This window comes from Asticcacaulis sp. (assembly GCF_035497195.1).
Taxonomy (GTDB): Bacteria; Pseudomonadota; Alphaproteobacteria; order Caulobacterales; family Caulobacteraceae; genus Asticcacaulis.
This window is the reverse complement of sequence record NZ_DATJDZ010000004.1, coordinates 114,689-138,251: the sequence shown is the minus strand read 5'-3', so window position 1 is coordinate 138,251 and position 23,563 is coordinate 114,689. Positions and strand designations below refer to the sequence as shown.

Sequence of the window (23,563 nt, the reverse complement as noted above, 5' to 3'; positions counted from 1 at the left end):
TTTAAGAACACGATTGGCCGGGGTCACGACGCGTGACTATGGCTTTTTTATTTTTTGCGTGACGACGGGGTACGGCCTCTTATTTAAACAGCCGCATTTCCACCAAGCCGTGTCATTATTGTCGATCTCCTCAGCCGGCACCCGCTTAACAGGTGCAGATATTCAAAAATGAGGATGAATGTAATGAAGAACACAATAGCTTATAAGGTCTCCGGTATTCTGGCCGCCGTTGTCGCTGCCGCCGCCCTTGGTGCCTCTGCACAAACGACGGCGCCTGACCAAACCATGCCGCAGGCCCAGCCGACCGTGCCGCCGGTAACGGCGCCGGTGGCACCTGTTGATGCGACCGCTCCTGCTGCCGATGCCAATGCCGCCAAGAATTTCATGCGTGAAGCCTTTATGGCCAATGAATTCAGCATCGCCGCCAGCCAGTTGGCCGCGACGCAAGGACAAAGCCCGGACGTCAAGGCGACGGCTCAAGCTGTGCTCGATAACGGCCTGAAGACGCGCACCGGCATGGTCGCCGCCATCCAGTCCTCGACTTCGGACATGCACTTCGACCAGAACTTTACCGACGACTACAATATGAAGCTCGGTGAACTGAAGGCCGCCAAGGGCGCAGACTTCGACACCAAGTATGTGGCCGCCCAGGGCGAAGTGAACGACAAGGCCGAAAATGTCTTCAAGGCCTATGCCGCGACCGGTACGGATGAATCGGTCAAGACCTTCGCCGCCAATACCTTGCCGACCCTGGCCGCCAATGGCGATAAGCTCGACTCGGTTTCGCAAGGCGGTAACTAACTTAGCCCCAGCGGGTCAGGCCTTGCGGCCTGATTGCGGGCGAAAAGATCCCCCAGGACCGTCCTGGGGGATTTTTTATTATCAAGTTTACCGGTTCAGCATCGCCATGCCGGCATCGGTATAGCGGGCGCCGGCGAAACCAGTCTCGGCGATGACGTTTTCGATCTCGCTCAGGTCGGCGGCACTTAAGGTCACTTCCGCCGAAGCGATGTTTTCCTTCAAACGATCGAGATGACGCGTGCCGGGGATGGGCACGATCCACGGTTTTTGCGCCAGCAGCCAGGCCAGCGCCAGCTGCGCCGGCGTGACGCCCTTGGCCTTGGCGATATCGCTCAGGGCATCGACGGCGCGGGTGTTCTGCGCCCTGGCGTCGCCGGTAAAACGCGGACTGGTGTTGCGATAATCGGTCGGATCGAGCGCCGCGTCTTTCAACGCGCCGGTCAGGAAGCCGCGGCCGAGCGGCGAATAGGGCACAAAGCCGATCCCCAGCTCTTCCAGGGTCGGCAGGATTTGCGTTTCCGGATCGCGCGTCCACAGCGAATATTCGCTTTGCACGGCGGTGACGGGCTGTACGGCATGGGCCTTGCGGATGGTGTCGGCTGAGGCTTCGGACAGGCCGAAATGCCTGACCTTGCCGGCCCTGATCAGGTCGCCGACCGTACCGGCCACGTCCTCAATCGGCACATCCGGATCAACGCGGTGCTGGTAAAGCAGGTCGATTTCATCCAGCCTGAGGCGTTTCAGCGAGGCGTCGACCACTTCGCGGATATGGTCGGGGCGGGAATTGACGCCGGTCAGGTTGCCGGGTTGCTGGCCCATCGCAAAGCCGAACTTGGTGGCGATCACCACCTTGTCACGAACGGGCTTTAGCGCTTCGCCGACCAGTTCTTCATTGACGAACGGGCCATAGACTTCGGCGGTATCGAAGAAGGTGATGCCGAGATCGACGGCGTCGCGCAGCAGTTTCAGGCAGGCGGCGCGGTCGGAAGGCCCGTAGGCCCAGCTCATGCCCATGCAGCCGAGACCGAGCGCGGACACTTCCAGGCTTTGGCCGAGTTTACGTGTTTTCATTTTGGGGAGGCTCCTCTCACAGAAAGCCCGGCATATATGGGGGCTTTTCATTGGCGTTGAAAGAGAGGGGGGAAAAGAAGGTAAGATACCCCACCACCACGCTCATGAAGAATGAGCGCGGTCCCCCTCCCCGACAAGCGGGGAGGGACGATACTTACTTGAGCCTCCCCGCTTGTCGGGGAGGGGGACCATGAGCGCAGCGAAATGGTGGTGGGGTTTCTTGCTTTCAATTTTCGCGCTAGCCTTCGGTATGGATAACAAACCAGACCGTAAAATTGCGCTTGCGAGAAAATTGAGAAAGGCGATGATGGTGCCGGAACACTTGCTCTGGGCGCGTTTAAAAGAGCGAGCCGGGGGTGTCGTCTTCAAACGCCAGCAGGCTATCGGACCGTATGTCCTCGATTTCTTCTGTCATAAGGCACAGTTGGCGGTTGAGGTTGTTGGCGGTCTGCATGACGCGGAGCGGGATGCCGGACGAGATGCCTATTTTGCCAGGCTTGGCATCGAAACCTATCGAATTTCGGCAGCCGAGGTCTACCGCAGCGCCGATGCGGTTGCCGATGGCATCCGGCTGCGTGTGGCAGGGATATTGCGGGAAGATGCGAAAAAACCCTGCTGGTGATATGCCAGCAGGGTCTTAAACGCCAAACTTATGGGTGCAGGGACGTGTCCCGGCTTAAGCCGCGCCGCGCAGGCTCCTCTGGGCAGCGTTCTGAGCGCTGGCCTGGTTTTTCACATACAGTCCGCGCATCCCCGGCATCGGCTTGAAGACGTCGGTAATGCCCAGCACGGTTTCAGCCGCGCCGAGGAACAGGCAGCCGTCATCGGTCAGCAGGGTCGCCATCTGCTCGAGCACGCGCTTCTTGGTTTCCAGGTCGAAATAGATCAGCACATTGCGGCAGTAGATCACGTCCTGGCGGCCGACCATGCGCAGATCATCGAGCAGGTTCATCTTTTTGAAGCGGATCGAGGAACGCAGCTTCGGCGAGATGCGCCACATCTCGTCGACCTTCTCGAAATGCTTGACCATCATGGTGATCGGCAGGCCGCGCTGGACTTCAAACTGGGTATAAAGACCCGCCTGCGCCTTCTCCAGGCAGCGCTCGGAAATATCGGTGGCGAGGATATCGAGATTGAGGCGCGGATAGAACATCTTCGACTCGTCCATCAGCATGGCGAGCGAATAGGGTTCCTGGCCGGTCGAGCAGGCGGCGCACCAGACCTTGATGTCGCCGTTGATGCGCGTCTTGGCCAGGGCCGGCAGGATGTCGCTCTTGAACTGGTCGAACGGAATCTTGTCGCGGAAAAAGAAGGTCTCGTTGGTCGTCATCGCGTCGGTGACGGCGGCCATCAGCTTTTCGTCGCGCTTGGTGCGCAGGGCCGACAGCAGGGCCGACACATTGGCGAAGCCTTCGCGGCGCGCCACCGGCGACAGGCGGGATTCGATCAGATAGGTCTTGTCCGAGCCGAGGATCAGGCCGGAGCGCGTTTTCAGCGTTGTGGCAAGGTGCGCAATATCTTCAGGTGTCATTAGTTTGGACGCTCCCCGCGCGCAAAAGCTTTACAGGCTGCGGACAGCCCATCGATGGGTTTGATAATTTCAGCGAGGCCGGCTTCGGCGATGGCGCCGGGCATACCCCAGACAACGCTGGTGGCTTCGTCCTGCACCATGACGGAGGCGTTGACGGCGGCCATCGCGGCGGCCCCGTCACGGCCGTCATGGCCCATGCCGGTCAACACCACGCCGAGGGCATGGTTGCCGTAGACCTCGGCGGCGGATTTGAACAGGGGATCGACCGCCGGGCGGCACCAGTTGACCTGCGGCCCCTGGTCAAGTTTGATCTGCTTGACGATCGGGTCGTTCTTGATGGTCATGTGCCAGTCGCCGGGGGCGATGTAGATGTTGCGGCTCTCGATCAGCATCCCGTTCTTGGCTTCCTGCACCTTTTGCGGCAGGGCCTTGTCGAGATGCTCGGCGAGAATGGCGGTGAAGGTGGCCGGCATGTGCTGCACGATCAGGATCGGCAATTTCCAGTCAGGCCCCAGGCCGAGCAGGAAGGCGCGCAAGGCGGGGGGGCCGCCGGTCGAGGCGCCGATGACGAGGCAGTCGATGCGTTTGGGGCCGGTGCTGCGCGGGCGAAGGATAGGCGTGGCCAGCACGATGACGGGCTTCGGCGGGGCGCGCAGGCTTGAGGCGGGCGCGGGAGTCGTGTGGCCGTGAGCGGAGGGCGTTGCCGGCGCCGGAGCCGGCGCGCTGTGCATCTGGGCCGCCGTCGGTGGCGTAGGCCAGGCGCGCGTCCGGCCACACAGGGCGCGGATCTTGGTCAGCAGTTCGGTGCGGAAGCCGTCAGCGCCGCCTATACGCGAGGAGTCGGGTTTCGGCACAAAATCGGCCGCGCCCAGTTCAAGCGCGCGCAGGGTGACATTGGCGCCGCGCGTCGTTAGCGTCGAGGCCATCAAAACCTTGAGGCCCGGCTTGGCGGCCAGCAGCTTCGGCAGGGCTTCGAGGCCGCCCATATTCGGCATTTCGATGTCGAGGATCAGCACGTCCGGCTGGATTTCCTTGACCTTTTCGACCCCCTTGGCGCCATCGATGGCCAGCCCGGCCAGAACCATGTCCGGCTCATGTTCCAGCCAGCGCGAGATCAGCCCCCGCACGACCGCCGAGTCATCGACGATCATGATCTTCAAGGGTCGCAGCGAAGCAACGGTATGGGGATTGAGGGACATTCTTTTGCGCTCAGTCGCCGCGGGGCTTACGTCGCATCAGCGACGGCGGCCACTTGGCCTTGCCGAAAGCCAGATGGCTTTCGGAGGTTACACTACTTTGTTTTCAGATCAGGCCGACTTCGGAGAACTTGGCTTCGAGGATTTCGCCGTCGAATGGCTTCATGATGTATTCCGACGCCCCTTCGGTCAGGGCTTCGGTGATATGCGCCAGGTCGTTTTCGGTGGTGCAGAAGACCACGATGGGGGCCTTGCCGCCATCTTCCTTGCGCAACTGGCGCAGGAAGGTGATGCCGTCCATGACCGGCATGTTCCAGTCGAGCAGGATGGCGGCGGGCATGTTTTCCTTGCAGGACTTCAGCGCCTCAAGCCCATCATTGGCCTCAGAGACCTCAAATTGCAGGTTTTCCAGGATGCGTCTGGCGACCTTGCGGATAACGCGGCTATCATCGACAACGAGACAGGTTTTCATCCTGATTTTCCCTTATTTTTCTAAAAGGCGTTAAGCGGCTTTCAGATGTGCGGCATCCAAAAGCGTGTGTGGGTCCAACACTATCAGAAGTTCCTTTTCCAATTGATAAACGCCCACGATTATTTCGGCCCAGCGCGGCGGCAGGTTGCCGGGAGGGGCGTGGAACTTTTCATCGTCGAGTTTCAGGACCTCATCGACCGAGTCGATGACGAGACCGTAGCTGTCGCCATGCACTTCAAGGCCAATGGCCAGGGGTTCAGGGGCGTCGGCGTCACGCGGCGGCAGGCCCAGGCGCTGGCGGGCGCAGACGGCGGTGACGATGCGGCCACGCAGATTGAGCACACCGGCGATTTCGGCGCGTGACAGTGGCACGGGCGTCAGGCCGCGCGGATGGAAGACATCATGGACGCGGGCGGCGTCAACACCGAAAAGCTGGCCGCCGACGCGGAGCGTTACGTAATCTTTGAGGCTCATGCGACGGCTTTCTCATTGTTGGCGGCAGCCAAAGAACCAGGTGTTCGCTGGTGTTCGGCCAGGCCGCGCAGGTGGTAATAATCGACGTCGAGGATCTCGCAGGCGCGGCCGGCGACGATGGCGGTGCCGCGAACGCCCAGGCGATCAGCCGACAGTTCGATGGTCATGTAGTCCTCGACGACATCGACGATCTCATCGACCGCCAGGCCCATGGCGTAGCCCTCGCCGGTGAAGACGAGCAGGGGCTGGATATGGTTGTCCTGGCCGTTGGCCGCGAGAAGCCCGCTGAAATCGCTGTTGACCGTCAGGATCGGCATCAGCTTGCCGCGATATTGCAGGGCGGCGCGGCCTTCCATGATCTCGATTTGTGACGATTCGACGTGTTCGAGGCGGGTGATGTGTTCGAGTTCGACGGCCTTCGGCGCCCCGTTGCCGGCTTTGAACATCAGCATGGCGACCTTCTGGCTGCCGGCGTCGGAAACGGCGTCTTCCGATTCCTCGGCGGCCTTTTCTTCCAGCATATTGCCGGCGCGTTCGCTCATGGCATTGGGATCGAGGATCAGCACGACCGAGCCATCGCCCAGGATGGTGGCGCCGGAGAAGACATCAACATCGCGCAGGATGGTGGCCAGCGGTTTGACGACGATTTCCTCGGTATCGAGCACGTCATTGACGACAAGGCCGTAGCGGCGTTCACCGACCTGAATAACCATGACGAAGGTGGCGTCTTCATCCTTGGCGGCTTCGAGTTGCAGCGTCGGCCCAAGCTGGACCAGCGGCAATAGCTTGTTGCGCAGGCGCAGGACGAGGGCGTCGTTGATCTTTTCGATCTTGTGTTCGGCGTTTTGTCCGGTGCGGACCAGTTCCATGACCGAGGTCTGCGGCACGGCGAATTTCTGCTTGCCGGCGCCGACGAGCAGCGCCGAGACGATGGCCAGGGTCAGCGGAATCTTGATGGTGAAAGTGGTGCCCGAACCGGCGACGGAGGTCAGGTCGATCTGGCCGCCGATCTGCTCGATATTGGTGCGCACCACGTCCATGCCGACGCCGCGGCCGGACAGATTGGTGACTGCCGCCGCCGTCGAGAAACCGGGCGCGAAAATGAAGCGATGGATCTGCTGATCATTCATGCCCTCGACTTCGCCACGCGAAGCCAGGCCTTTTTCAATGATCTTTTCGCGGATGCGGGCGGTGTTGAGGCCGCGGCCGTTATCGGCGATGCGGATGACGATGTAGCCGCCTTCGTGGAAGGCCGCCAGCTTGATGGTGCCGTTGGCCGGCTTGCCGAGGTCAATGCGCTCCTGCGTGCCTTCCAGGCCGTGATCGGCCGAGTTGCGCACCATGTGGGTCAACGGATCGCGTATCAGTTCGAGCACCTGGCGATCGAGTTCGGTGCCTTCGCCGTCCATGACGAGGTCGATCTTCTTGCCGAGTTCGTAGGAGAGGTCGCGTACCAGGCGGGGCAGCTTCTTCCACGCCGCGCCGATCGGCTGCATCCGGGTCTTCATCACGCTGTCCTGCAACTCGCCGGTAAGCGTGGAGAGGCGTTGCAGCGGGGTGGCGAAGGCGGAATCTTCACGGGTGCGGGCGATCTGGAGCAATTGGTTGCGCGTCAGCACCATTTCCGACACCAGCGTCATCAGGCCTTCGAGCACATCGACCGAAACGCGGATGGACTGGGTGGTGGCGATGCCCTGGGAATCTTCACCGCCCAGGCCGGCCATCGGCTCCGGCGCGGCCTTGGGGGCGGCAGCGGCGACAGGCTTCACTTCGGCGACCGGTTCAGGCTCTTCCACCTCGGTGACGACTTCGTTCATCCAGTCGGGCGCTTCGGCGGCGGCGAAGGCGGCTTCCAGGTCTTCTTCGGAAACTTCGCCGGGGCGCAGGGTGCGCTCAGGGGCTTTTTCGATGACCTGTGGCAGTTCGGCGGCTTCGACCTCGGCGCCGATGGTGCGGACGGGCACTTCGACGGCCTGAACGGCGGCGAGATCGACTTCCTGGCCCTCGGCCATGGCTTCCAACTGGGCGATCAGGTCATGATCGTCGCCATCGGGTTCGCTGCCGGTGGCTTCCAGGCTGGCGAGGATGACCTTGATGCGGTCGATGGAATGCAGAACCAGCGTAACGGCGACGGGCGTGACGTCGAGCTTGCCATCGCGGAAGCGGCCGAGCAGGGTTTCACCGGCGTGCGCCACGGCTTCGAGGCGCGGCAGGCCCAGAAAGCCGCAGGTGCCCTTGATGGTGTGGACCAGGCGGAAAATGTTGTCGAGCGTCTTGCGTTCGGTGGGGTTGGCTTCGAACCGGACCAGTTCGCTATCGACGACCTCAAGGCTTTCGGCGGTCTCGGTCAGGAATTCGGAAATTAAGTCGTCCACTTCATACCCCATTGTACTGGCGGCCGCGCCCGAAAGTGACACTTCGGGCAGGGCTTGTCGGGGTCATAGTGAACAGCTTTGGTTAAGGGACCGTTGCCACAATCTTACCAAAGTCTGAATTTTATCGAATTTCGCGGTGGGGTTGTTCAGCCGGCTTGCGTCATGGCGTGATCAAGTATACACTGTATACATGACAACCAGAGACCGCATCCTGACCATCGCCACCGCCGAACTCGAAGCCAGGGGGCTGGAAGGCCTGAGCCTGCGCGCGGTTGGCCAGAAGGCGGGGATCACGCCGATGGCCGTCTATCGCCATTTCGCCGACAAGGCCGACCTGTTGCAGGCGCTGGGCGAATACGCGCTCGGCCGGTGGCAGGCGCGCATTCAGGCGATGGCGGATTTGCCGTTGCTGGCAGGCTTCGCGGCCATGGCCACGGCCTTTGTCGATTACGCACTTGATGAGTCGGCCCTGTTTGATGCCGCCTTCGTGCTGAAAACGCGCGCCGAACGCATCTATCCGGAGGGTTTCGAAGCCGGACGCTCGCCGGTGGTCGGCGGCTTTGCGCAGCGTCTGGCCCAGGGGCAAGCGGCGGGGCTGGTGCGCGACGGGCCGCCGTTGGAACTGGCCATGGCGGTCTGGGGCGTGCTGCAGGGACTGGTCGGGCTGCATCGCTCCGGCCGGTTCAACCTGTCGCGTCAGGCATTTACGGCGCTGTGCCTGCGCTCGGCGGCGCGGATCTATCTCAAAGGAGACGAAAAGTGAAATTATGGGGCATAGTCGCGGCTTTACTATCGGGGGCCTTGTTGGCGGTGAGCCGCGATACCGGACAATTCGGCTGGCTGGTGTTGGTGGCACCAGTGCCGCTGCTGGTTTATGCCGTGCGCGCGCCAAAAGCGTGGCCGGTCTTCGGTCTGGCCTTAATCGCCGGATTAATGGGCGAGGCCGGACCGGTGTGGTTCTATGGTCGTGTCCTGCCGCTGATCTATGGTCTGGCGGTCTATCAGGCATTGGTGTTTGCCCTGGCGGTGCTGTTTATGCGCGGGCTTTATCGTCGCATATCACCGGCGGTGGCTGTGCTGGGCTTTGCGGCCATGACCGCCGCCATCGAATATCTCTATGGACTGGTGTCGCCAAACGGCAGCTTCGGCGCGCTGGGTTATGCGATGGTCGATGTTGTACCCTTGCTGCAAACGGCATCGCTGGCAGGCATCGCGGGCCTGAGCTTTCTGGCGGCTATTATACCGGCCGGACTGGCGGTTTTGTGCCTCAGGCCGCGTGATGTGACGGCGCTGGCGGTCTGGGCTCTGCCGGTTGTGGCGGCGCTGGTTTACGGCTTCTGGCAACTGGCGCAGCCGTCGGGGCTGTCCCTGCGCATCGCTCTGCTGAGTGATGACCGCTATGCCGGGCGTATCTATGATCATCCGGAAGCCGGGCCTGAGATCTCCGCCGCGTTTACCGCGCAGATTGCTCAAGCGACGGCGCAAAAACCGGCCGCCATTGTCATTCCGGAAAAGATGCTGGCGACGGGTACGCAACTGACTTCGGACAGCGTGATCGTCGCCGGTCTCGATGGTCCGGTGAAAGGCGGCCGGCTGAATATCGCCGCGCTTTATGAAGGGGCGAACGTGCGTCTATATCTCAAGAAGCGCATGGTGCCGGGCCTTGAAGCGGAATATGTGCGCGGTCATGCCGAACTGATTACGCCTATCGACGGCCAACGCGTCGGCATCGCCATCTGCAAGGATATGGATTTTGCTTCCGATCTACGGCTTTATGGGAAGCGTGACGTGGCGTTGATGCTGGTGCCAGCCTGGGATTTCGACCGCGACGCTTACCTGCATGGACGGATGGCGGTGGTGCGCAGCGTGGAAAATGGGTTCTCTCTGGCGCGCTCAGCGTCGCAGGGCCTGATGACGTTGAACGATTCCAAGGGCCGGATCATTGCCGAAAAACGCACGGTGAAAGGCCCATCGATGCTGGTCGGTGATCTGCCAATGGGGAGCGGACATACGCTCTACAGCCGTATCGGTGATCTCTTCGCGCAAGGGGGGCTGGCGCTGTGGCTGGGCTTGCTTGGACTGCTGATCTGGCGCCCGAAGACGGCTGTAAGTAAGAGTACACTTGCTTAAGGCTAAGAGAGGACAGGTATTTCGTGTTCTTTTTCGGCCCTCTCCCGAAGATATTCCATTACAAATTGAGCCGTCTCACGAACGCGTTCATTGGAATGTTCAAGCGCCACTTTTATAAGTGGCATACATTGCTCTGGTTCAGCATTGCCTGACCAGGCAAGCTGATCGACAATGCCGATGCCCCAAGCCTGTACTCCTAAATTATGGTCAGCAAGATATTCTGGCACCCAAGAGAGTACGCGCTTGTCGGCAACCACTTTTAGTAGGTTTATTGCCTCACTTCTTTCGACCTCATCCTTTGAGGATCGAAAAATTTCATGACAGCGCTCCATCGCACATGGCGGTTGAAGCAACCACAGGACGGACCGTGCCGTTTCGGCCCCCCTTCGACCCGATACATAGAAATCGACAGCCCCTCTAAGTAGCTCCTCGCCAAGAATATCTGTAAGTGCAGCACGCGCATTTTTGGTGCCACCACTTTCAGTATGACCACTTTCAGTCTTGGTGATGTAGCCCAATTTATAGGCGAGCGCTTGCCAGTCGATTTCGCTCATTGTCAGCTTACCGTTTTTCATTTGTTACGTATCGAATTTTAACCTAACGCGCGCCAAAGGCCGTGTCTATCAAATGGCACTTGGCTTTAGTGATGGTAAGGTTTCTTACTTTGACTTTTCAGTCCTGAACCTATATCCGCTGCCGCATGTCAAACACCCCCGAAACCGAAGCGCCGCGCCGCCGGACTTTTGCTATCATCTCCCACCCGGACGCCGGTAAGACGACCCTGACCGAGCACCTGCTGCTGTCCGGCGGATCGATCCGCGCCGCCGGACAGGTCAGGGCCCGGGGCGAAAACCGTCGCACGCGCTCCGACTGGATGAAGATCGAAAAGGAACGCGGCATCTCGGTCTCGTCCTCGGTCATGACGTTTGAGCACGACGGCCTCATGTTCAACCTGCTCGATACCCCCGGCCACGAAGACTTTTCGGAAGACACCTACCGGACCCTGACCGCCGCCGATGCCGCCGTCATGGTGCTGGACGCCGCCAAGGGCATCGAGCCGCAGACGCTCAAGCTGTTCGAGGTGTGCCGCCTGCGCGATATCCCCATCATCACCTTCATCAACAAGATGGACCGTGAAGCCGAGGACGCCCTGGCCCTGCTGGATGAGGTGGCATCGAAGCTGCAACTCGACCCGTCGCCGCTCTACTGGCCGGCCGGTTCGGGCAACCGGTTCCGCGGCATGATCGAGCTGAAAACCGGGTTGTTTTATCCCTTCACCAAGCGCGACTCCGGCGCCGAATACGACCAGGGCCACGATGCCCCCGTGCCGGTCGATGAGGCTGTGGCCAAGGGCTGGCTGAGCGCGGACGAATTGCAGGAATTGAAGGATAACGCCGAACTACTCGAAGGCGGTTTCAAGAGCTTCGACGTGGAGAGCTTCCTCGAAGGCCATATGACGCCGGTAATCTTCGGCAGCGCCTTACGCCACTACGGCGTCAATCAGTTGCTGGCCGCCATCGGCGGTTTCGCGCCGCCGCCGAAGGTGGTCAAAGCCTCGAAGGCCGGTGTCGATACGGTGGTCAATCCGGTCGACAAGGAAGTCACCGGCTTTGTCTTCAAGGTTCAGGCCAATATGGACCCGAACCACCGCGACCGCATCGCCATGCTGAAACTGACCTCCGGCAAGTTCCAGCGCGGCATGAAGCTGAAGGTGCAGAACACCGGCAAGCAATTGTCGGTCAACGCGCCGATCATGTTCTTCGCCTCCGACCGCGAACTGGCCGAGGATGCCTTTGGCGGCGACGTCATCGGCATTCCGAACCACGGCGTTCTGCGCGTGGGCGATAGCCTGTCCGAAAGCGGCACGATCCGTTTCGCCGGCCTGCCGAACTTCGCGCCGGAAATTCTGCAGCGCGTGCGCGTGAAAGATCCGCTCAAGGCCAAGCACCTGAAAAAGGCACTGGAATCCCTGGCCGAAGAAGGGGTTACGCAGTTGTTCCGCCCCTCGATCGGCTCGGATTTCATCGTCGGCGCTGTGGGCCAGCTCCAGTTCGAGGTCATGGCCGATCGCCTGGCCAATGAATATGGCCTGGAGTGTATGTTCGAGCCGTCGCCTTACGCCGAAGCGCGCTGGCTTGGCGGTGACGCGGCCAAGATCGAGGATTTCGCCGGCAAGTACCGCGCGCAGATGGGGGCGGATATCGACGACGCGCCGGTCTTCCTCGGCAAGTCGGGCTGGGAGATCAACTATGTGTCAGAGCGCTTCCCGGATGTCAGCTTCCAGCGGACGAAAGAGCGGGGTTAAACTTTTTCCTCTCCTGCGAAGCGGGGGAGGTGGCAGCGCCAAGCCCGAAGGGCTGGTGTCGCTGACGGAGGGGGCATCCCCCAAGCGGCGAGAGCCCCTCCGTCTCGACGCGCTACGCTTGCTCGACACCTCCCCCGCCCTGCAGGGGAGGAGAATTAAGATAAAACCCGCCATCCACTCCTGACAATCAACGCACCCAGTACAAACCAGGACGCACCAAACAGCATCATCCGTATGCTGATCCTGTTGACCAATGACTGCCATAGCGAATGCGCCACGCGGATGGCGACATAGAGCCAGACCAGTACCACGTTGACCGTATCCGCCTGACCCAGCAGCACGATGACGATAACCACGGCATAGAAAAGCGGCGGCGCCTCGGTCAGGTTGTTGTAATTGGCCGCCGGGTTGAGCGCCCAGTCCGGCAGCTTGCGCATGGTGGAATAGGTCGCGGTATCCGGCGTGACGCCCGCCTGTTTGAAAGCTCTCAAGCGGCTGAGATAAAGCCACATCATCATGACGAAGTGCAGCACACCCATCGCCAGTATGGCCGCCAGCATTCCTTTTCCCGCGTCGCTCATTCGCAATCTCCAAATTGTCATTGGTAATCTCAGGCTGGATGCCTATGTCTACACCGACGGACCAGAGAGGTATCATTATGAGCAGCACTTTCAAAATAGGCAGTGAAATTGAGATCAATCGTCTCGGCTTCGGCGCCATGCGGATCACCGGACGCGGTGTCTGGGGGGAACCGGCGGACCGTGACGAAGCGTTGCGCACGCTGAAGCGCCTGCCAGAACTGGGTGTCAACTTCATCGATACCGCCGATTCCTATGGCCCCGAAGTCTCGGAAAAGCTGATCCGCGAGGCGCTTTATCCTTATGACAATCTGCTGATCGCCACCAAGGCCGGTTTTACCCGTTCAGGCCCGGATCGCTGGACGATGAACGGCCGGCCGGAATACCTGATCGCGCAGGCGCACCGCAGCCGGGAACTGCTGGGCGTTGAACAGATCGGTCTGTGGCAGCTTCACCGCATCGATCCGCATGTGCCGGCGAATGAACAGTTCGCGGCGGTGAAATCCCTGCTCGATGACGGGGTGATCGGCCATGCCGGCCTCAGCGAGGTGTCGGTGGCGGATATCGGGGCGGCGCGGAAGGTCTTTCCGGTGGCGACGGTGCAGAACCATTATAACCTCGTCAATCGCCAGTATGAGGCTGTGCTCGACTATTGTGAGGCCAATGGTATTGGCTTCATTCCGTGGTATCCGCTGGCCGCCGGCGACCTGGCGCAAAGCGGCGGTCCGCTCGATCATATCGCCCGCCTGCATAAGGCCACGCCGTCGCAGATCGCCCTGGCCTGGATGCTGAAACGCTCACCGGTCATGCTGCCGATACCGGGCACATCCAAGGTGAAGCATCTGGAGGAAAACGTCGCGGCGGCGGAGATCGCACTATCCGATGAGGAGTTCCAAGCGCTGGACCGGGCGGGGCGGTAAAAACAAGAAGCCCCACCACCACGCGCCAAGTGGCGCGCGGTCCCCCTCCTCATCAGAGATGGGGAGGTACAAGAAGCGCAATGGTGGATAAACCGTCCTTGTCTGCGCCCTTCGGCACTTCCCTTGCAAATGTCCATTTACCGCCGAACGGAGCGTATCGTCCTGATACGCTTTTCGCTTCGGACGCGATGGACAAGCGATGTTTGAATTTGGCCGTGAACTGAGGCGCATCTTTCGTAACCACGGCCGGATGGAGTCCGATCCGAGTCTTTATGAGCTGATGAACCTGCAATTGCTGATCACGCAAGGGCGCCAGCTCGATATCGAAGGCGGTCGCGTCTCTACCAAGAACCGCTTCATGCCCTATCTCGAAGCCGCGCAGATCTGGCGCGAATACGGCCGCCGCACCGGTGATCCGGTGGCGCTGCGCCGCGCCGCCTCGGCTGCCGAAAACGCCGGCAAGGAAGCCAAGACCGCCGCCGAGGCCGCCATCGCCGCGCTGGAACAGGCGCAGACCTGCATCCTGTCGGCTGATCTTTACGAAACCCACGACCTGCTGACCTCCGCAGAGGACCTGCTGGCCGGTGGCCGCGCCGCCATTCAGGACGATGACTCCTTACGCGCCCGTTTCAACCGCGTCGAGGCGCAACTGGCCGCGCGTCTGGCAGTGAAACAGGGCGTCGGCGAGGATCTCGAACTGGCCCTGCTGGCCATGTCGCATATTGATCGCGCCGTCGAGCGCGCCGACAAGCGCGTACAGCATACCCATGCGGCCGCCGACAAGATCGAAGCGGCGCAGGCCCGTTATGAGCGCGCCGACCTCCTGACCCTGGTCGGCCTTGACCGTTGCGATTCGTCGCTGATGGGCGCGGTGATCAAGGATTTCGAGGCGTTGCAGGCCCGCTTTGATCCGGCCTATGAGCCGGTCACCTGGTCGCGCGTCAATCTGCGCCTGGGCCTGGCCATGGTGTGGAAAGGCGAGATCGAGGGCAATCCGGGCGTGATCTCGGAAGGCATTTCGCTGCTCAGCACCGAGGAAGATCCGGTCGATTTCGAACATTCGCCGCTCGATTGGGTGGCGCACAAACAGGCCCTGGCTATGGGCTTGCAGGCCCTGGCCGAACTGACGCTCAACGAACAGATCTATGACAAGGCGATGCAGGTCTATGATCTGGCGCTGAAGCGGCCGCTGCAAAAGGGCCTGGCCCTGCGCGGGCAACTGATCAATAATCGCGCCGGTTGCCTGGCCAAGCACGCCGAACTGAAGGGTGATCTCAAGTCGCTCGATCGGGCCGAAGCCGATTTCAAGGCCGAACTGCGCGCCTGCAAGCCGGAGCACGATCCGGTCGGCTGGGCGATCCTGCAAACCAGTCTGGCGCGGCTGTATGTGGCGCGCGGCGATATCACCGGCTTCATGATGGAGCGCACCGAGGCGGCCTACGCCCTGGAAGCAGCCGTGGAAATCTTTGACGAACAGCACCTGAAAAGCCTGGCGAAGGGCGCGCAGATGCAGCTTGATCGGGTCCGCGAACAGGCGTGAAACACATTGCCTCTTGATACGCTTCGCGCTGAAATCGCGCGGGGCGCAAGAGGAGATGATCATGATCGTAACCACCTCAAAAGGCCTGGCGCGCGATTCCGTGTTGAAGCCCGGCGAAACCGTTTTGAGCGATGCCGCCGGCCTGCCGTTCACGGCGGAGAACCGCGAACGGCACGGCTCGGAATACGTGCCGACAGGTATTGACGATACGCATAAGGTTTACAGCGGCGCCGCGCTCGATATCGATGCCGCCGACATGCCGGATGACGGCGTGGTCGCGGTGCATGACACGGACGAAGACCTGCTCGACACCGAGCGCGAAAGTCCCATCGCCGATGATGCAAGGCCGGTGCGGTGAGTGCCTACGCGGTTGATCGCCTGATTCTGACGCCGGATGATATCGACCTGTCGCGCTCGCCTCTGGCCGGGCATCTTAATGCCGAAACCTATGTACTGGGTGCTTTCAATCCGGGCCTGACGCGACTGGAAAATGGCAACCTGCTGCTGATGGTGCGTGTCGCCGAAGCCCTGCGCACGCCGATATTTGACAACCATGTCCATGCCATCCGTTGGAATGGCGGCCGCTATGTGCTCGACCCGTGGCCGCTGGAACTGGTCGATACCGCCGACCCGCGTGTCTTCAAGCTGCGTGGCGGCGGCTGGCGGATCATCGCCCTGACCTCGCTGTCGTGGCTTCTGCCGGTCGAATTGTCGCCGGACGGACTCGCGGTCGTGGCCATGCACTATGACAAGGCCGTGGCGCCGCAGGACAGCCTGCAATGCTATGGCATCGAAGACCCGCGCATATCGAAGGTGGGCGGGCGCTGGCTGATGACCAGTTGTTCGATCAGCCCGGAGCGTCAGTCGACGACGCTGTACAGTTCGCAAAATGGTCTCGACTGGGTGTTCGAGGATATCGTGCTCGATCACCAGAACAAGGACATGTTGATTTTCGAAGGCAAGATTGGTGATGAATACTGGGCGCAGACAAGGCCGCTCGGCGATCTCTATTTCGCTTATCCGCCTGGTAGTGAATGGCGCGCCGGGCCGTCGATCAACCTGGCCACATCGAAAGACGGGCTGTACTGGAAGCCGTATCGCAAGCCGGGGATACGCCCGCATTCCGGCACGGTGGCGACGGCGCGGATGGGGGGCGGCGCCCCGTCGATCCTGACGCCTGAGGGCTGGCTCAGCCTGTGGCATGGCGTCGAACCGAAGGAACTGGTCGGCATCTATCGCACCTACTGGTCGATCCTTGATAAGGACGATCCGAGCCGCGTGATCCATACCGAACACACACCGCTGATCGAGGCCAATCCGGACCTGACACGGCCGATCGAGGATCAGGTCTATATCCGCGATGTTGTCTTCACCACGGGGATCGTCGATGGTGGCGACCATTATATCGTGGCGTCGGGTGAGGGCGATCTGGCCTGCCGGATCACGCATATTCCCAAGTCGATTTTTACGGCGAAGGCGGAAGTTTAAGCGCGCAGACCAACGGCCTTGGTCGGACTCACTCAAGCCGCTGTAATTCTATGTTGCGGAACTCAATCTGCTGGCCTTCGGCCTGTAGCGCGATATAGCCTTTCCCCAATTGAACAGACCCTCCGGCCGCCGCTATCAGCGGCACGGCGTCCGTGTCCTTCGGGTCCAGCTCCGGTGCGGAATAGTGCAGCACCGGCTTGCCGTCGACAAAATGCGTGATGTCGCCATTGGGCAAGACCTCTATCTCAGCCTGAGTCCAGCGGTCCAGGGGGAGCAGGGGCGAAGACGACAGAATGCAGTGGCGCAGGTCACGCTTGCCATCGATAGCGACGGTGGTGCCGGGTGTGCAGAGATTGCCGGTCGGTTCTTTGGTGGGACGGGGAACGGCCAGTAACTGAAATTCCAGGCTGACTGGAAACGCCTGTTCGCGCCGCATGGTTTCGGGCGCCTGGGAATGAAACATCAGGCCGGAATTGCTGATTTCCCATTCCTTGATGTCCGGCAATGGCGGGCCAAACAGGCGGTATTGGAAGCGAATGCGATAGGCTTTCAGGGGCGTCTTCCAGAAGAGATGGCCGTAGGCGCCGTCAAATTTTTTGTAATTGGCGTAAGACACGCGGATGACACCGTCCTGCGCAACAAAGGTATGCAGCGGGTCCTCGCCAACCGCGTGACCGGCAATCTTGGGGGTCCATCCCTCAAGCGATTTGCCATCGAATAGCGGCTCCCACTTCGCCTCAGGCGCGGGGGCAGCGCCGATCAGCGCCAGGCTCATGAAAATCAGACTCTTCATAAATATCTCCCGGTAGAGTTCAGTATCGACACAGTTGGCGCAAATACATGTTTTCCGCAAGGTAACACGAATTCAGGGGTTTACGCGCGATAAACCGCCTTCAGCTTTTCCAGCGTGGCCTGCGCCGACAGCGGATCGACCGTTTCGTTGGCGTCGTTCCAGCCGAAGGCTTCGTCCGGGCCGAAGTCCTGGACCACAATGCCGTCGCGACGGGCCAGGACGCCGATGCCATCACGGTAGCAGCCGTAATGGACGCCCTCTTGCGGCGCCAGCCAGACGATCTGGCCCCGGATGGGGACTATGCTTTCGTCCTTCCACAAGGCACGGGCGCCATAGCCGGTGCAGTTGATGATGACCTTTTCCTTCAGCTTCGACAGGTCGGACGGGGCGTGGAATTCGGCATGTTCGAAGCGCCCGCCAGCCAGCAGGAAATCGGCTTCCAACTGCCGGCCATAGTCGGCGATATTGAAGGTCAGGTTGGCGCCGCGCCGCACCTGCGTGGCTGCAAACGGCGTCGTTTCCGGGGCCACCGATCCATAGGCCGGCATCAGGCCGCGCAGGCGGTCGTTGAGATAGGCGAAGCCGGGATCGAACGGTTCGGGAATTGCCGGTTCGGTGATCGCAGGCTCCGGTTCCGGATCACGCAGGGTATAGTAGTCCATCCACTCGACCGGATTGCCGGCGCTGCCGACAAAGGATTCGTGCATGGCGGCGGAGGTGCGGGCCATGCGTTCCCACTGGACAGGGAAATCGGCCGGCATGGTTGCGGTTTGGGCCACGCGGGAATCCGGCGACCAGATACCGGTGGCGCGTGCCGAACGGACAAAGGGGAAGCGCTCCTTCGCATAGATGGTGACTTCGGCGCCGGCGCGCTGGGCGGTAATGGCGGCGGTCAGGCCGAGCGCACCGGCGCCAATGACAGCCACCTTGCGCGGCGAAGACTGCATGGCGAGCCCGACCGCGACATCGGCGGAACCCCAGGACAGCGACCAGCCGCTGCCGCCGTGGCCGTAATTGTGGATCACCTGCTTGCGCCCGACCGTTTCGGCCTCGATGCGTGGTCCGGCGGCGCGGAAGGGCCTGAGGCAGACGGTGGTGCGGAAGACCTGGGCCGGATCGGTGCGGATGGCGATCAGCGCCGGTTCGGTGGCGCGGGCGAGGCCAGGCGCCAGCAGGGCGGTGGCCAGACCGCCACGCATAAGTGTTCTTCTATCCATGTTCCCGCCTGTGTGTTTATACCCGGCGGAACCCTAGCGGTCAGAGGGAATGACGGCAAGGCGGGATAGCTTCAAAAGAAAATGACAGCGCTGTCATTTTTCGCTTGCGTTAGCGCTAACAGCCTGCTATCGAGAGGTTACTAGGCCTTGTTCGAGGCCTTTGCCCTTCCTGGGCGTTTCCTCCCTGTAAACTGGCCGCGCTGATAGCGCGGCTTTTTTTTTGGCTGGAGCCTGGGGTAAGGAAGCCAGAAACCCCACCACCACTTCGCTACGCTTGCGGTCCCCCTCCCCAACAAGTGGGGAGGTGCAAGATCACAGAATTCCAGATGAGACGGCATCGTGCCGTCACGTCTGGTAAGGCCGACCGGCCGTCGCGCACGTTTGCGCGTATCTTCTAAAGTAAAAAAGCTTAATCGAGACTTGTCTCGATCACGCGGCGTGACCTTCGGCGCGGCGCAGGCGCCAGAAACGGATGGTCCGAAGCGCCGTATCGCGCGGCAGGTCGGTATAGAGGCGGGCGTAATCGCTGGCCTTGCCCATGGCGTTTTCCTGGTCCGACAGCATGATCATGGCGTAGGTCAGGAAGAGGGCCTTGTCGAGATCGGCGGCCTTGCAGGCGATGGCCAGCGCGTCGATCTCCTTCTTTTCGACCAGGTGCCGGGCGGTCAGGAAATCGAGATCGGCCATCTGTGACAGGGCGCAGAGGAAATAGGTCGGGTTCGGATCGCGCATATATTTGGCGAGCAGGGTCGGGGTCAGGCGCGAATTGCGGCGCAGGGTTTCGACCTCGGCTGAGATCTTTTCATAATCGTCCGGGAAGCTGCCGTAGGCGACGGCCACCTTGTCGCGGCCGCGTGACAAAGCCTGTTCGAGCGTGGCGGGATCGAGCTTTTCGTTTTCGCGCATGATACGTTCGCGCAGGCGGGCCTCGACGACGAAATACATGTCATTCATCAGATCGACCGGCATATCGGCGCGGTTGACAACGGCCTCGTGCAGCGCGGGATTGGCCTGGGCGCGCTGGATGACGGCCTCGTTCGAGGCGCGCGACAGGCGGGCGCCATCATTGCTCAGGAGCGTGTGGAGGGTGGTGTCGTCGCCGCGGTTGACGATGACGCCAGAGACGCTTTCCGGCACGGACTCACGCTTCGAGACGGCGCGCAGGTGGTCCTGCCCCTGGGTCGAGACGATGTGCATCAGGTCGGTTTCGCTGAGCGCCTGCGAGCGCGTCAGGATCGGTTCGGCGACGGAGATGTCATCGGACGCCAGCCGGCGCAGCAGGCCCATCGGCGCATTACGCGTTTGGGAGATGGTAGAGGAAATCTCGGCGCGGACGACGGTTTCCATATCGGCCGCGAGTTGGCTCATCACCGAGTCGTACAGCGCCATTTCCGAGTCGCTGATCTCTTCCGGGCTGGTCATGAAGATGCCGGTTACCTGGCGCAGCAGTTCGCGGCGCTTGGCGCTCGAAGGCTCCTGGGCCAGTTCGATCAGGTCGATCAGCGAAGAGGTCGGGACGCGGGACATTCTGTTTCCTTGAGGGCCGTTCTGGCGGGGAAGGTTTGGCTGGCGAGAAGGTTTTAGTATGGATCAGTTCTTATCGGTGGCGGATTTTTTGTCGTCATCGTTGGGATCGCCGGCCTGCTCATCGGGTGAGACGGTCAGGAGTGCGCCGGTCGCGCCTTGCGTAACGGTAATCGGATCGGGACGCATACCGTACTGGCGATGCAGGCTGTAGATACGCGGTTCGTCGGCCGGGGACGTATAGTGTTCGCCGGGAATGAAGACGTGATCGGTTTCCTGTGACGCCAGCGACACATCGGGTTCCGGCGCGGTGGCGGTCGATTTGGGATCGGTTTTTATGGTTTGGGGCGCTTCGGCAGCCGGCAGGGCGGTGGCGCGTGCGGCGGCGATGCGTGCGGCGTACTTGCTGGTCGCAGGCACCTGATAGGCGTCGTTAGTGGCGACTGCCGGCGCGGATTTTGGGGCGGCCGCGGGCGCAGGCTTGGGGGGCGCCGTGTCAGCCATGCCGGGATCGTCGGCGAGGCCGGGGTCTTCGCGTTCAGGCGCTTGCGGAACAGGCACAACGGCGACCGGACGTGGCGCGCTCATTGGCACCGGTTGCGACACCGAAACCGGCGACGGATTACGGATTGGCGGTGCGGGCACGGGGGCGAAGGTCGGTTGCGGCGGCGGGGAGACCGAGGCGACGGCGGGGGTCTGTTTGGCCGGCCAGCGCAGGCTGTGGGCATAGGGATCGCCGACCTGGCCGTAGGGCGAGGCGGGAACCGGATAGGCGCCGGTGGTGGTATTGACCTGTTCGGTTTGCGCAGGGGTATCGGCCGATGGTTGAGACTTAGCGTTCCAGTAGAGGTAGCCGGCCGAACTGGCAAATGCCGCGCACGGGGCCGCAATCACCATCAGGGCGGCGGCGGACAGCAGATAACAGGCGCGGCGGGCAGGCTTGGTCATGGCTTGCGATCGGGCTTTCACGCAGTACGTCAGGTTGCAACCCTGACAGCCTAAGCCAGTGAGTTTAATTAAGACCTAATAAGGGGCGGGGAATTTCGGTGGCGGCGCGGAAGTGGATTGGGGGCGAAGGGGGGGTATCTTGCTTAGTGGTTCCTAACCCGCCAGTTGGGCGCGTTTTTCTTCCAGTTCGAGCCATTCCATCTCGCCGTTTTCCAGCGAGGTGCGGGTGTGGGTCAACATACGGGTGGTCTGCTCAAAGGCTTTGGGCGCCTTGGTATAGAGGTTGGGATCGCTGAGGATCTCCTCCATCTTGGCGATTTCGGCCTGCCATTCCGGCATCAGACGCTCCAGATCTTCGAGGCGCTTCTGGTCCTTGTAGGAGAGTTTCGCGGCCGGCTTTTTAGCGAGCGTGCTTACCTCTACCGGCTTTTCGAACAGGACCTTGGGCGCATCGCCCTTGATCTTGATCGATTCCATGCGCGAGATTTCGGAGAAGAAATCCGGGTTCTGGCGGATGAAATCCTGCCAGCCGCCGGGGGTTTCGGCGGCGTCGCCCTTGCCGTTGAGCGCCAGGGTCGAGGTGGCCAGGCGGTCGATGAAATCCCGATCGTGGGAGACCAGAATCAAGGTGCCATCGTAATCGGCCAGCATATCTTCGAGCAGGTCGAGCGTGTCCATGTCGAGATCGTTGGTCGGTTCGTCGAGCACCAGCATGTTGGTGGCCTTGGCGAGGGCGCGGGCCAGTTGCAGGCGGTTGCGCTCTCCGCCGGAGAGCGATTTCACCGGCTGGCGCAACTGGTTGTCGCGGAACAGGAAGTCCTTGGCGTAGGCGGCGACGTGCTTCGGCGTGCCCTGCACCATGATCGAATCCGAACCGGAATTGGCCAGCACGTCCCACAGGGTTTCGTCGCCTTTCAGGGCGTCGCGGCCCTGGTCGAGATAGGCGACTTCGAGATTGGTGCCGAGCTTGATCTCGCCTGAGTCCGCCGGAATCTGGCCGAGCAGCAGCTTGACGAGCGTGGACTTGCCGGCGCCGTTGGGGCCGACGATGGCCAGGCGATCGCCGCGCATGATGCGGGTCGAGAAGTTTTTCAAAAGCGTGCGTTCGCCGAACGCCTTGCTGACGCCTTTCAGTTCGGCGACGAGGCGGCCGGAGGTGCCGCCGGAATCGATGGTCATTTCCATCGTCTTGCCGCGTTGCATCAGGCGGGCCTGGGCATCGGCGCGCATGGCGTTGAGGCGTGCGGCGCGGCCTTCGTTGCGCGTGCGGCGGGCGGTGATCGAGGAATAGAAGGTCTTTGTTTCGCGCTCGATGGCCTTTTGCAGGCGTGACAGCGATTCTTCGGCGTCTTTTATCACTGATTCCGACCACGGCTCGAAGGCGGCATAGCCCTGGTCGAGCTTGTTGACCTTGCGGTCATAGAGCCAGAAACAGCGCTGGGTGGTGCGCTCCAGGAAGGTCCGGTCGTGGCTCACGATCAGGGCGGCGCCGCGGAACGAGCGCAGGCGGTCTTCGAGGGTTTCGATGGCGAAGATATCGAGGTGGTTGGTCGGTTCGTCGAGGAACAACAGGTCGGGTTCTTCGGCGAAGGCCTTGGCCAGCGCGGCGCGGCGCTTTTCCCCGCCGGACATCGAGGTGGTCGGGCCGTTCGGGTCGATCTCGAAGGCGTAAAGTTCGGCCTCGGCGGTATAGTGTTCGGCGCCGCCGGAACAGGCCCAGTCGAGGATGGTGTCGCCGGTCGGTTCCGGTTCCTGCAGGACGAAGGCGTAGCGGACGCCGGAATTGACGACGCGCTCGCCTGAGTCAGCCTCGATCAGGCCGCACATCAGGCGCATCAGGGTGGACTTGCCGGCGCCGTTCTTGCCGACGAGACAGGCGCGCACGCCGCGCTCCAGCGCGATATCGACGCCGTCGAACAGGGGGTTCATGCCGTCCATCAGGCGGACGTCTTTGAGCGCGAGCAGCGGCGCCTTGGGGGAGGGGTTTTTGGCCATGACGGGGATGTAGTGCGTGACGGCCTATTTTACAAAGGAAATTTGGAGGATTGTCGTATTTGAATGCGATCGAGGTAATATGCCGAAAAACCGCTTTTGTCTCTTTTGGATATATATACCCGTAAGCCGATTTGTGTTTTAAATTTGAAAATCATAAAGACGTTGATGGCTTGCTCTGTTCTCAACATACTTCAACAATTGGCGT

22 protein-coding genes are annotated in these 23,563 nt (G+C 61.3%); 9 read left to right on the top strand and 13 right to left on the bottom strand.

The genetic code is table 11. The features are described 5' to 3' along the window. Positions 1-183 precede the first annotated feature (183 nt). On the top strand, positions 184-801 hold the full coding sequence (locus VL130_RS01380; protein WP_325360327.1) for a DUF4142 domain-containing protein: 618 nt from the start codon (positions 184-186) through the stop codon (positions 799-801). Positions 802-888: 87 nt separating this feature from the next. On the opposite strand, the gene VL130_RS01375 is transcribed toward VL130_RS01380, so the two are convergent. After that, positions 889-1,872, bottom strand: a complete 984-nt coding sequence (locus VL130_RS01375) for an aldo/keto reductase (protein WP_325360325.1) — start codon at positions 1,870-1,872, stop codon at positions 889-891. 190 nt (positions 1,873-2,062) lie between these two features. Here VL130_RS01375 and VL130_RS01370 point away from each other — a divergent pair, with 190 nt between their 5' ends. Beyond that, positions 2,063-2,494 carry an endonuclease domain-containing protein gene (locus tag VL130_RS01370; RefSeq protein WP_325360323.1) on the top strand — a complete coding sequence of 144 codons (432 nt, stop codon included), beginning with the start codon at positions 2,063-2,065 and terminating at the stop codon, positions 2,492-2,494. Between the two features lie 54 nt (positions 2,495-2,548). Here VL130_RS01370 and VL130_RS01365 read toward each other — a convergent pair whose 3' ends face one another. The 5 genes from VL130_RS01365 to VL130_RS01345 all read right to left on the bottom strand — a co-directional run bounded on the left by VL130_RS01365 (position 2,549) and on the right by VL130_RS01345 (position 7,920). Continuing rightward, a complete protein-coding gene (locus VL130_RS01365) occupies positions 2,549-3,403 on the bottom strand; it encodes a protein-glutamate O-methyltransferase CheR (protein ID WP_325360321.1) in 855 nt (284 codons plus the stop codon). Then, positions 3,403-4,602 carry a chemotaxis response regulator protein-glutamate methylesterase gene (locus tag VL130_RS01360; protein WP_325360319.1) on the bottom strand — a complete coding sequence of 400 codons (1,200 nt, stop codon included), beginning with the start codon at positions 4,600-4,602 and terminating at the stop codon, positions 3,403-3,405. Before VL130_RS01360 ends, VL130_RS01365 begins: the two co-directional genes overlap by 1 nt. 103 nt (positions 4,603-4,705) lie before the next feature. Further along, the gene (locus tag VL130_RS01355) at positions 4,706-5,071 is read right to left on the bottom strand and encodes a response regulator (protein WP_325360317.1); all 366 of its coding nucleotides are present in this window, start codon (positions 5,069-5,071) and stop codon (positions 4,706-4,708) included. A gap of 30 nt (positions 5,072-5,101) precedes the next feature. Then, entirely contained in the window at positions 5,102-5,545 is a 444-nt protein-coding gene (locus tag VL130_RS01350) for a chemotaxis protein CheW (protein ID WP_325360315.1), read from the bottom strand. Further along, complete coding sequence (locus VL130_RS01345; protein WP_325360313.1) at positions 5,542-7,920, bottom strand: chemotaxis protein CheA; 2,379 nt, start codon at positions 7,918-7,920, stop codon at positions 5,542-5,544. Before VL130_RS01345 ends, VL130_RS01350 begins: the two co-directional genes overlap by 4 nt. 190 nt (positions 7,921-8,110) lie before the next feature. Between VL130_RS01345 and VL130_RS01340 the strand changes: the two genes are divergently transcribed. Further along, a complete protein-coding gene (locus tag VL130_RS01340) occupies positions 8,111-8,683 on the top strand; it encodes a TetR/AcrR family transcriptional regulator (protein WP_325360311.1) in 573 nt (190 codons plus the stop codon). Continuing rightward, the gene (locus VL130_RS01335) at positions 8,680-10,050 is read left to right on the top strand and encodes a hypothetical protein (RefSeq protein ID WP_325360309.1); all 1,371 of its coding nucleotides are present in this window, start codon (positions 8,680-8,682) and stop codon (positions 10,048-10,050) included. The genes VL130_RS01340 and VL130_RS01335 overlap by 4 nt, the downstream gene beginning before the upstream one ends. Before the next feature lie 2 nt (positions 10,051-10,052). Here the strand turns inward: VL130_RS01335 and VL130_RS01330 are convergent, their stop codons facing one another. Further along, positions 10,053-10,604, bottom strand: coding sequence for a hypothetical protein (locus tag VL130_RS01330; protein ID WP_325360307.1), 552 nt, complete (start codon positions 10,602-10,604; stop codon positions 10,053-10,055). Positions 10,605-10,750: 146 nt separating this feature from the next. Between VL130_RS01330 and VL130_RS01325 the strand changes: the two genes are divergently transcribed. Further along, positions 10,751-12,355, top strand: coding sequence for a peptide chain release factor 3 (locus VL130_RS01325; protein ID WP_325360305.1), 1,605 nt, complete (start codon positions 10,751-10,753; stop codon positions 12,353-12,355). Positions 12,356-12,510: 155 nt separating this feature from the next. Here the strand turns inward: VL130_RS01325 and VL130_RS01320 are convergent, their stop codons facing one another. Next, positions 12,511-12,936 carry an MAPEG family protein gene (locus VL130_RS01320; RefSeq protein ID WP_325360303.1) on the bottom strand — a complete coding sequence of 142 codons (426 nt, stop codon included), beginning with the start codon at positions 12,934-12,936 and terminating at the stop codon, positions 12,511-12,513. Positions 12,937-13,013: 77 nt separating this feature from the next. On the opposite strand from VL130_RS01320, the gene VL130_RS01315 reads away from it, so the two are divergent. From VL130_RS01315 to VL130_RS01300, 4 genes are all read left to right on the top strand, one after another. Beyond that, positions 13,014-13,853: an aldo/keto reductase gene (locus VL130_RS01315; RefSeq protein ID WP_325360301.1), complete on the top strand. Its 840-nt coding sequence runs from the start codon at positions 13,014-13,016 to the stop codon at positions 13,851-13,853. Positions 13,854-14,052: 199 nt separating this feature from the next. Beyond that, positions 14,053-15,393 (top strand): hypothetical protein, encoded by a 1,341-nt coding sequence (locus VL130_RS01310; RefSeq protein WP_325360298.1) that lies wholly within the window; start codon positions 14,053-14,055, stop codon positions 15,391-15,393. Between the two features lie 61 nt (positions 15,394-15,454). After that, positions 15,455-15,751, top strand: a complete 297-nt coding sequence (locus VL130_RS01305) for a hypothetical protein (RefSeq protein WP_325360295.1) — start codon at positions 15,455-15,457, stop codon at positions 15,749-15,751. Then, positions 15,748-16,881, top strand: coding sequence for a glycosidase (locus VL130_RS01300; RefSeq protein WP_325360293.1), 1,134 nt, complete (start codon positions 15,748-15,750; stop codon positions 16,879-16,881). The genes VL130_RS01305 and VL130_RS01300 overlap by 4 nt, the downstream gene beginning before the upstream one ends. Positions 16,882-16,909: 28 nt before the next feature. Here the strand turns inward: VL130_RS01300 and VL130_RS01295 are convergent, their stop codons facing one another. The 5 genes from VL130_RS01295 to VL130_RS01275 form a co-directional block, all read right to left on the bottom strand. Further along, on the bottom strand, positions 16,910-17,674 hold the full coding sequence (locus VL130_RS01295; protein WP_325360291.1) for a DUF1080 domain-containing protein: 765 nt from the start codon (positions 17,672-17,674) through the stop codon (positions 16,910-16,912). A gap of 80 nt (positions 17,675-17,754) precedes the next feature. Continuing rightward, positions 17,755-18,891: an FAD-dependent oxidoreductase gene (locus VL130_RS01290; protein WP_325360289.1), complete on the bottom strand. Its 1,137-nt coding sequence runs from the start codon at positions 18,889-18,891 to the stop codon at positions 17,755-17,757. Between the two features lie 429 nt (positions 18,892-19,320). After that, on the bottom strand, positions 19,321-20,418 hold the full coding sequence (locus VL130_RS01285) for a DUF2336 domain-containing protein (protein ID WP_325360287.1): 1,098 nt from the start codon (positions 20,416-20,418) through the stop codon (positions 19,321-19,323). A 63-nt stretch (positions 20,419-20,481) separates the two neighbouring features. After that, the gene (locus VL130_RS01280; protein WP_325360286.1) at positions 20,482-21,363 is read right to left on the bottom strand and encodes a hypothetical protein; all 882 of its coding nucleotides are present in this window, start codon (positions 21,361-21,363) and stop codon (positions 20,482-20,484) included. A 153-nt stretch (positions 21,364-21,516) separates the two neighbouring features. Next, positions 21,517-23,358, bottom strand: a complete 1,842-nt coding sequence (locus VL130_RS01275) for an ABC-F family ATP-binding cassette domain-containing protein (protein ID WP_325360284.1) — start codon at positions 23,356-23,358, stop codon at positions 21,517-21,519. Between the last annotated feature and the right edge of the window lie 205 nt (positions 23,359-23,563).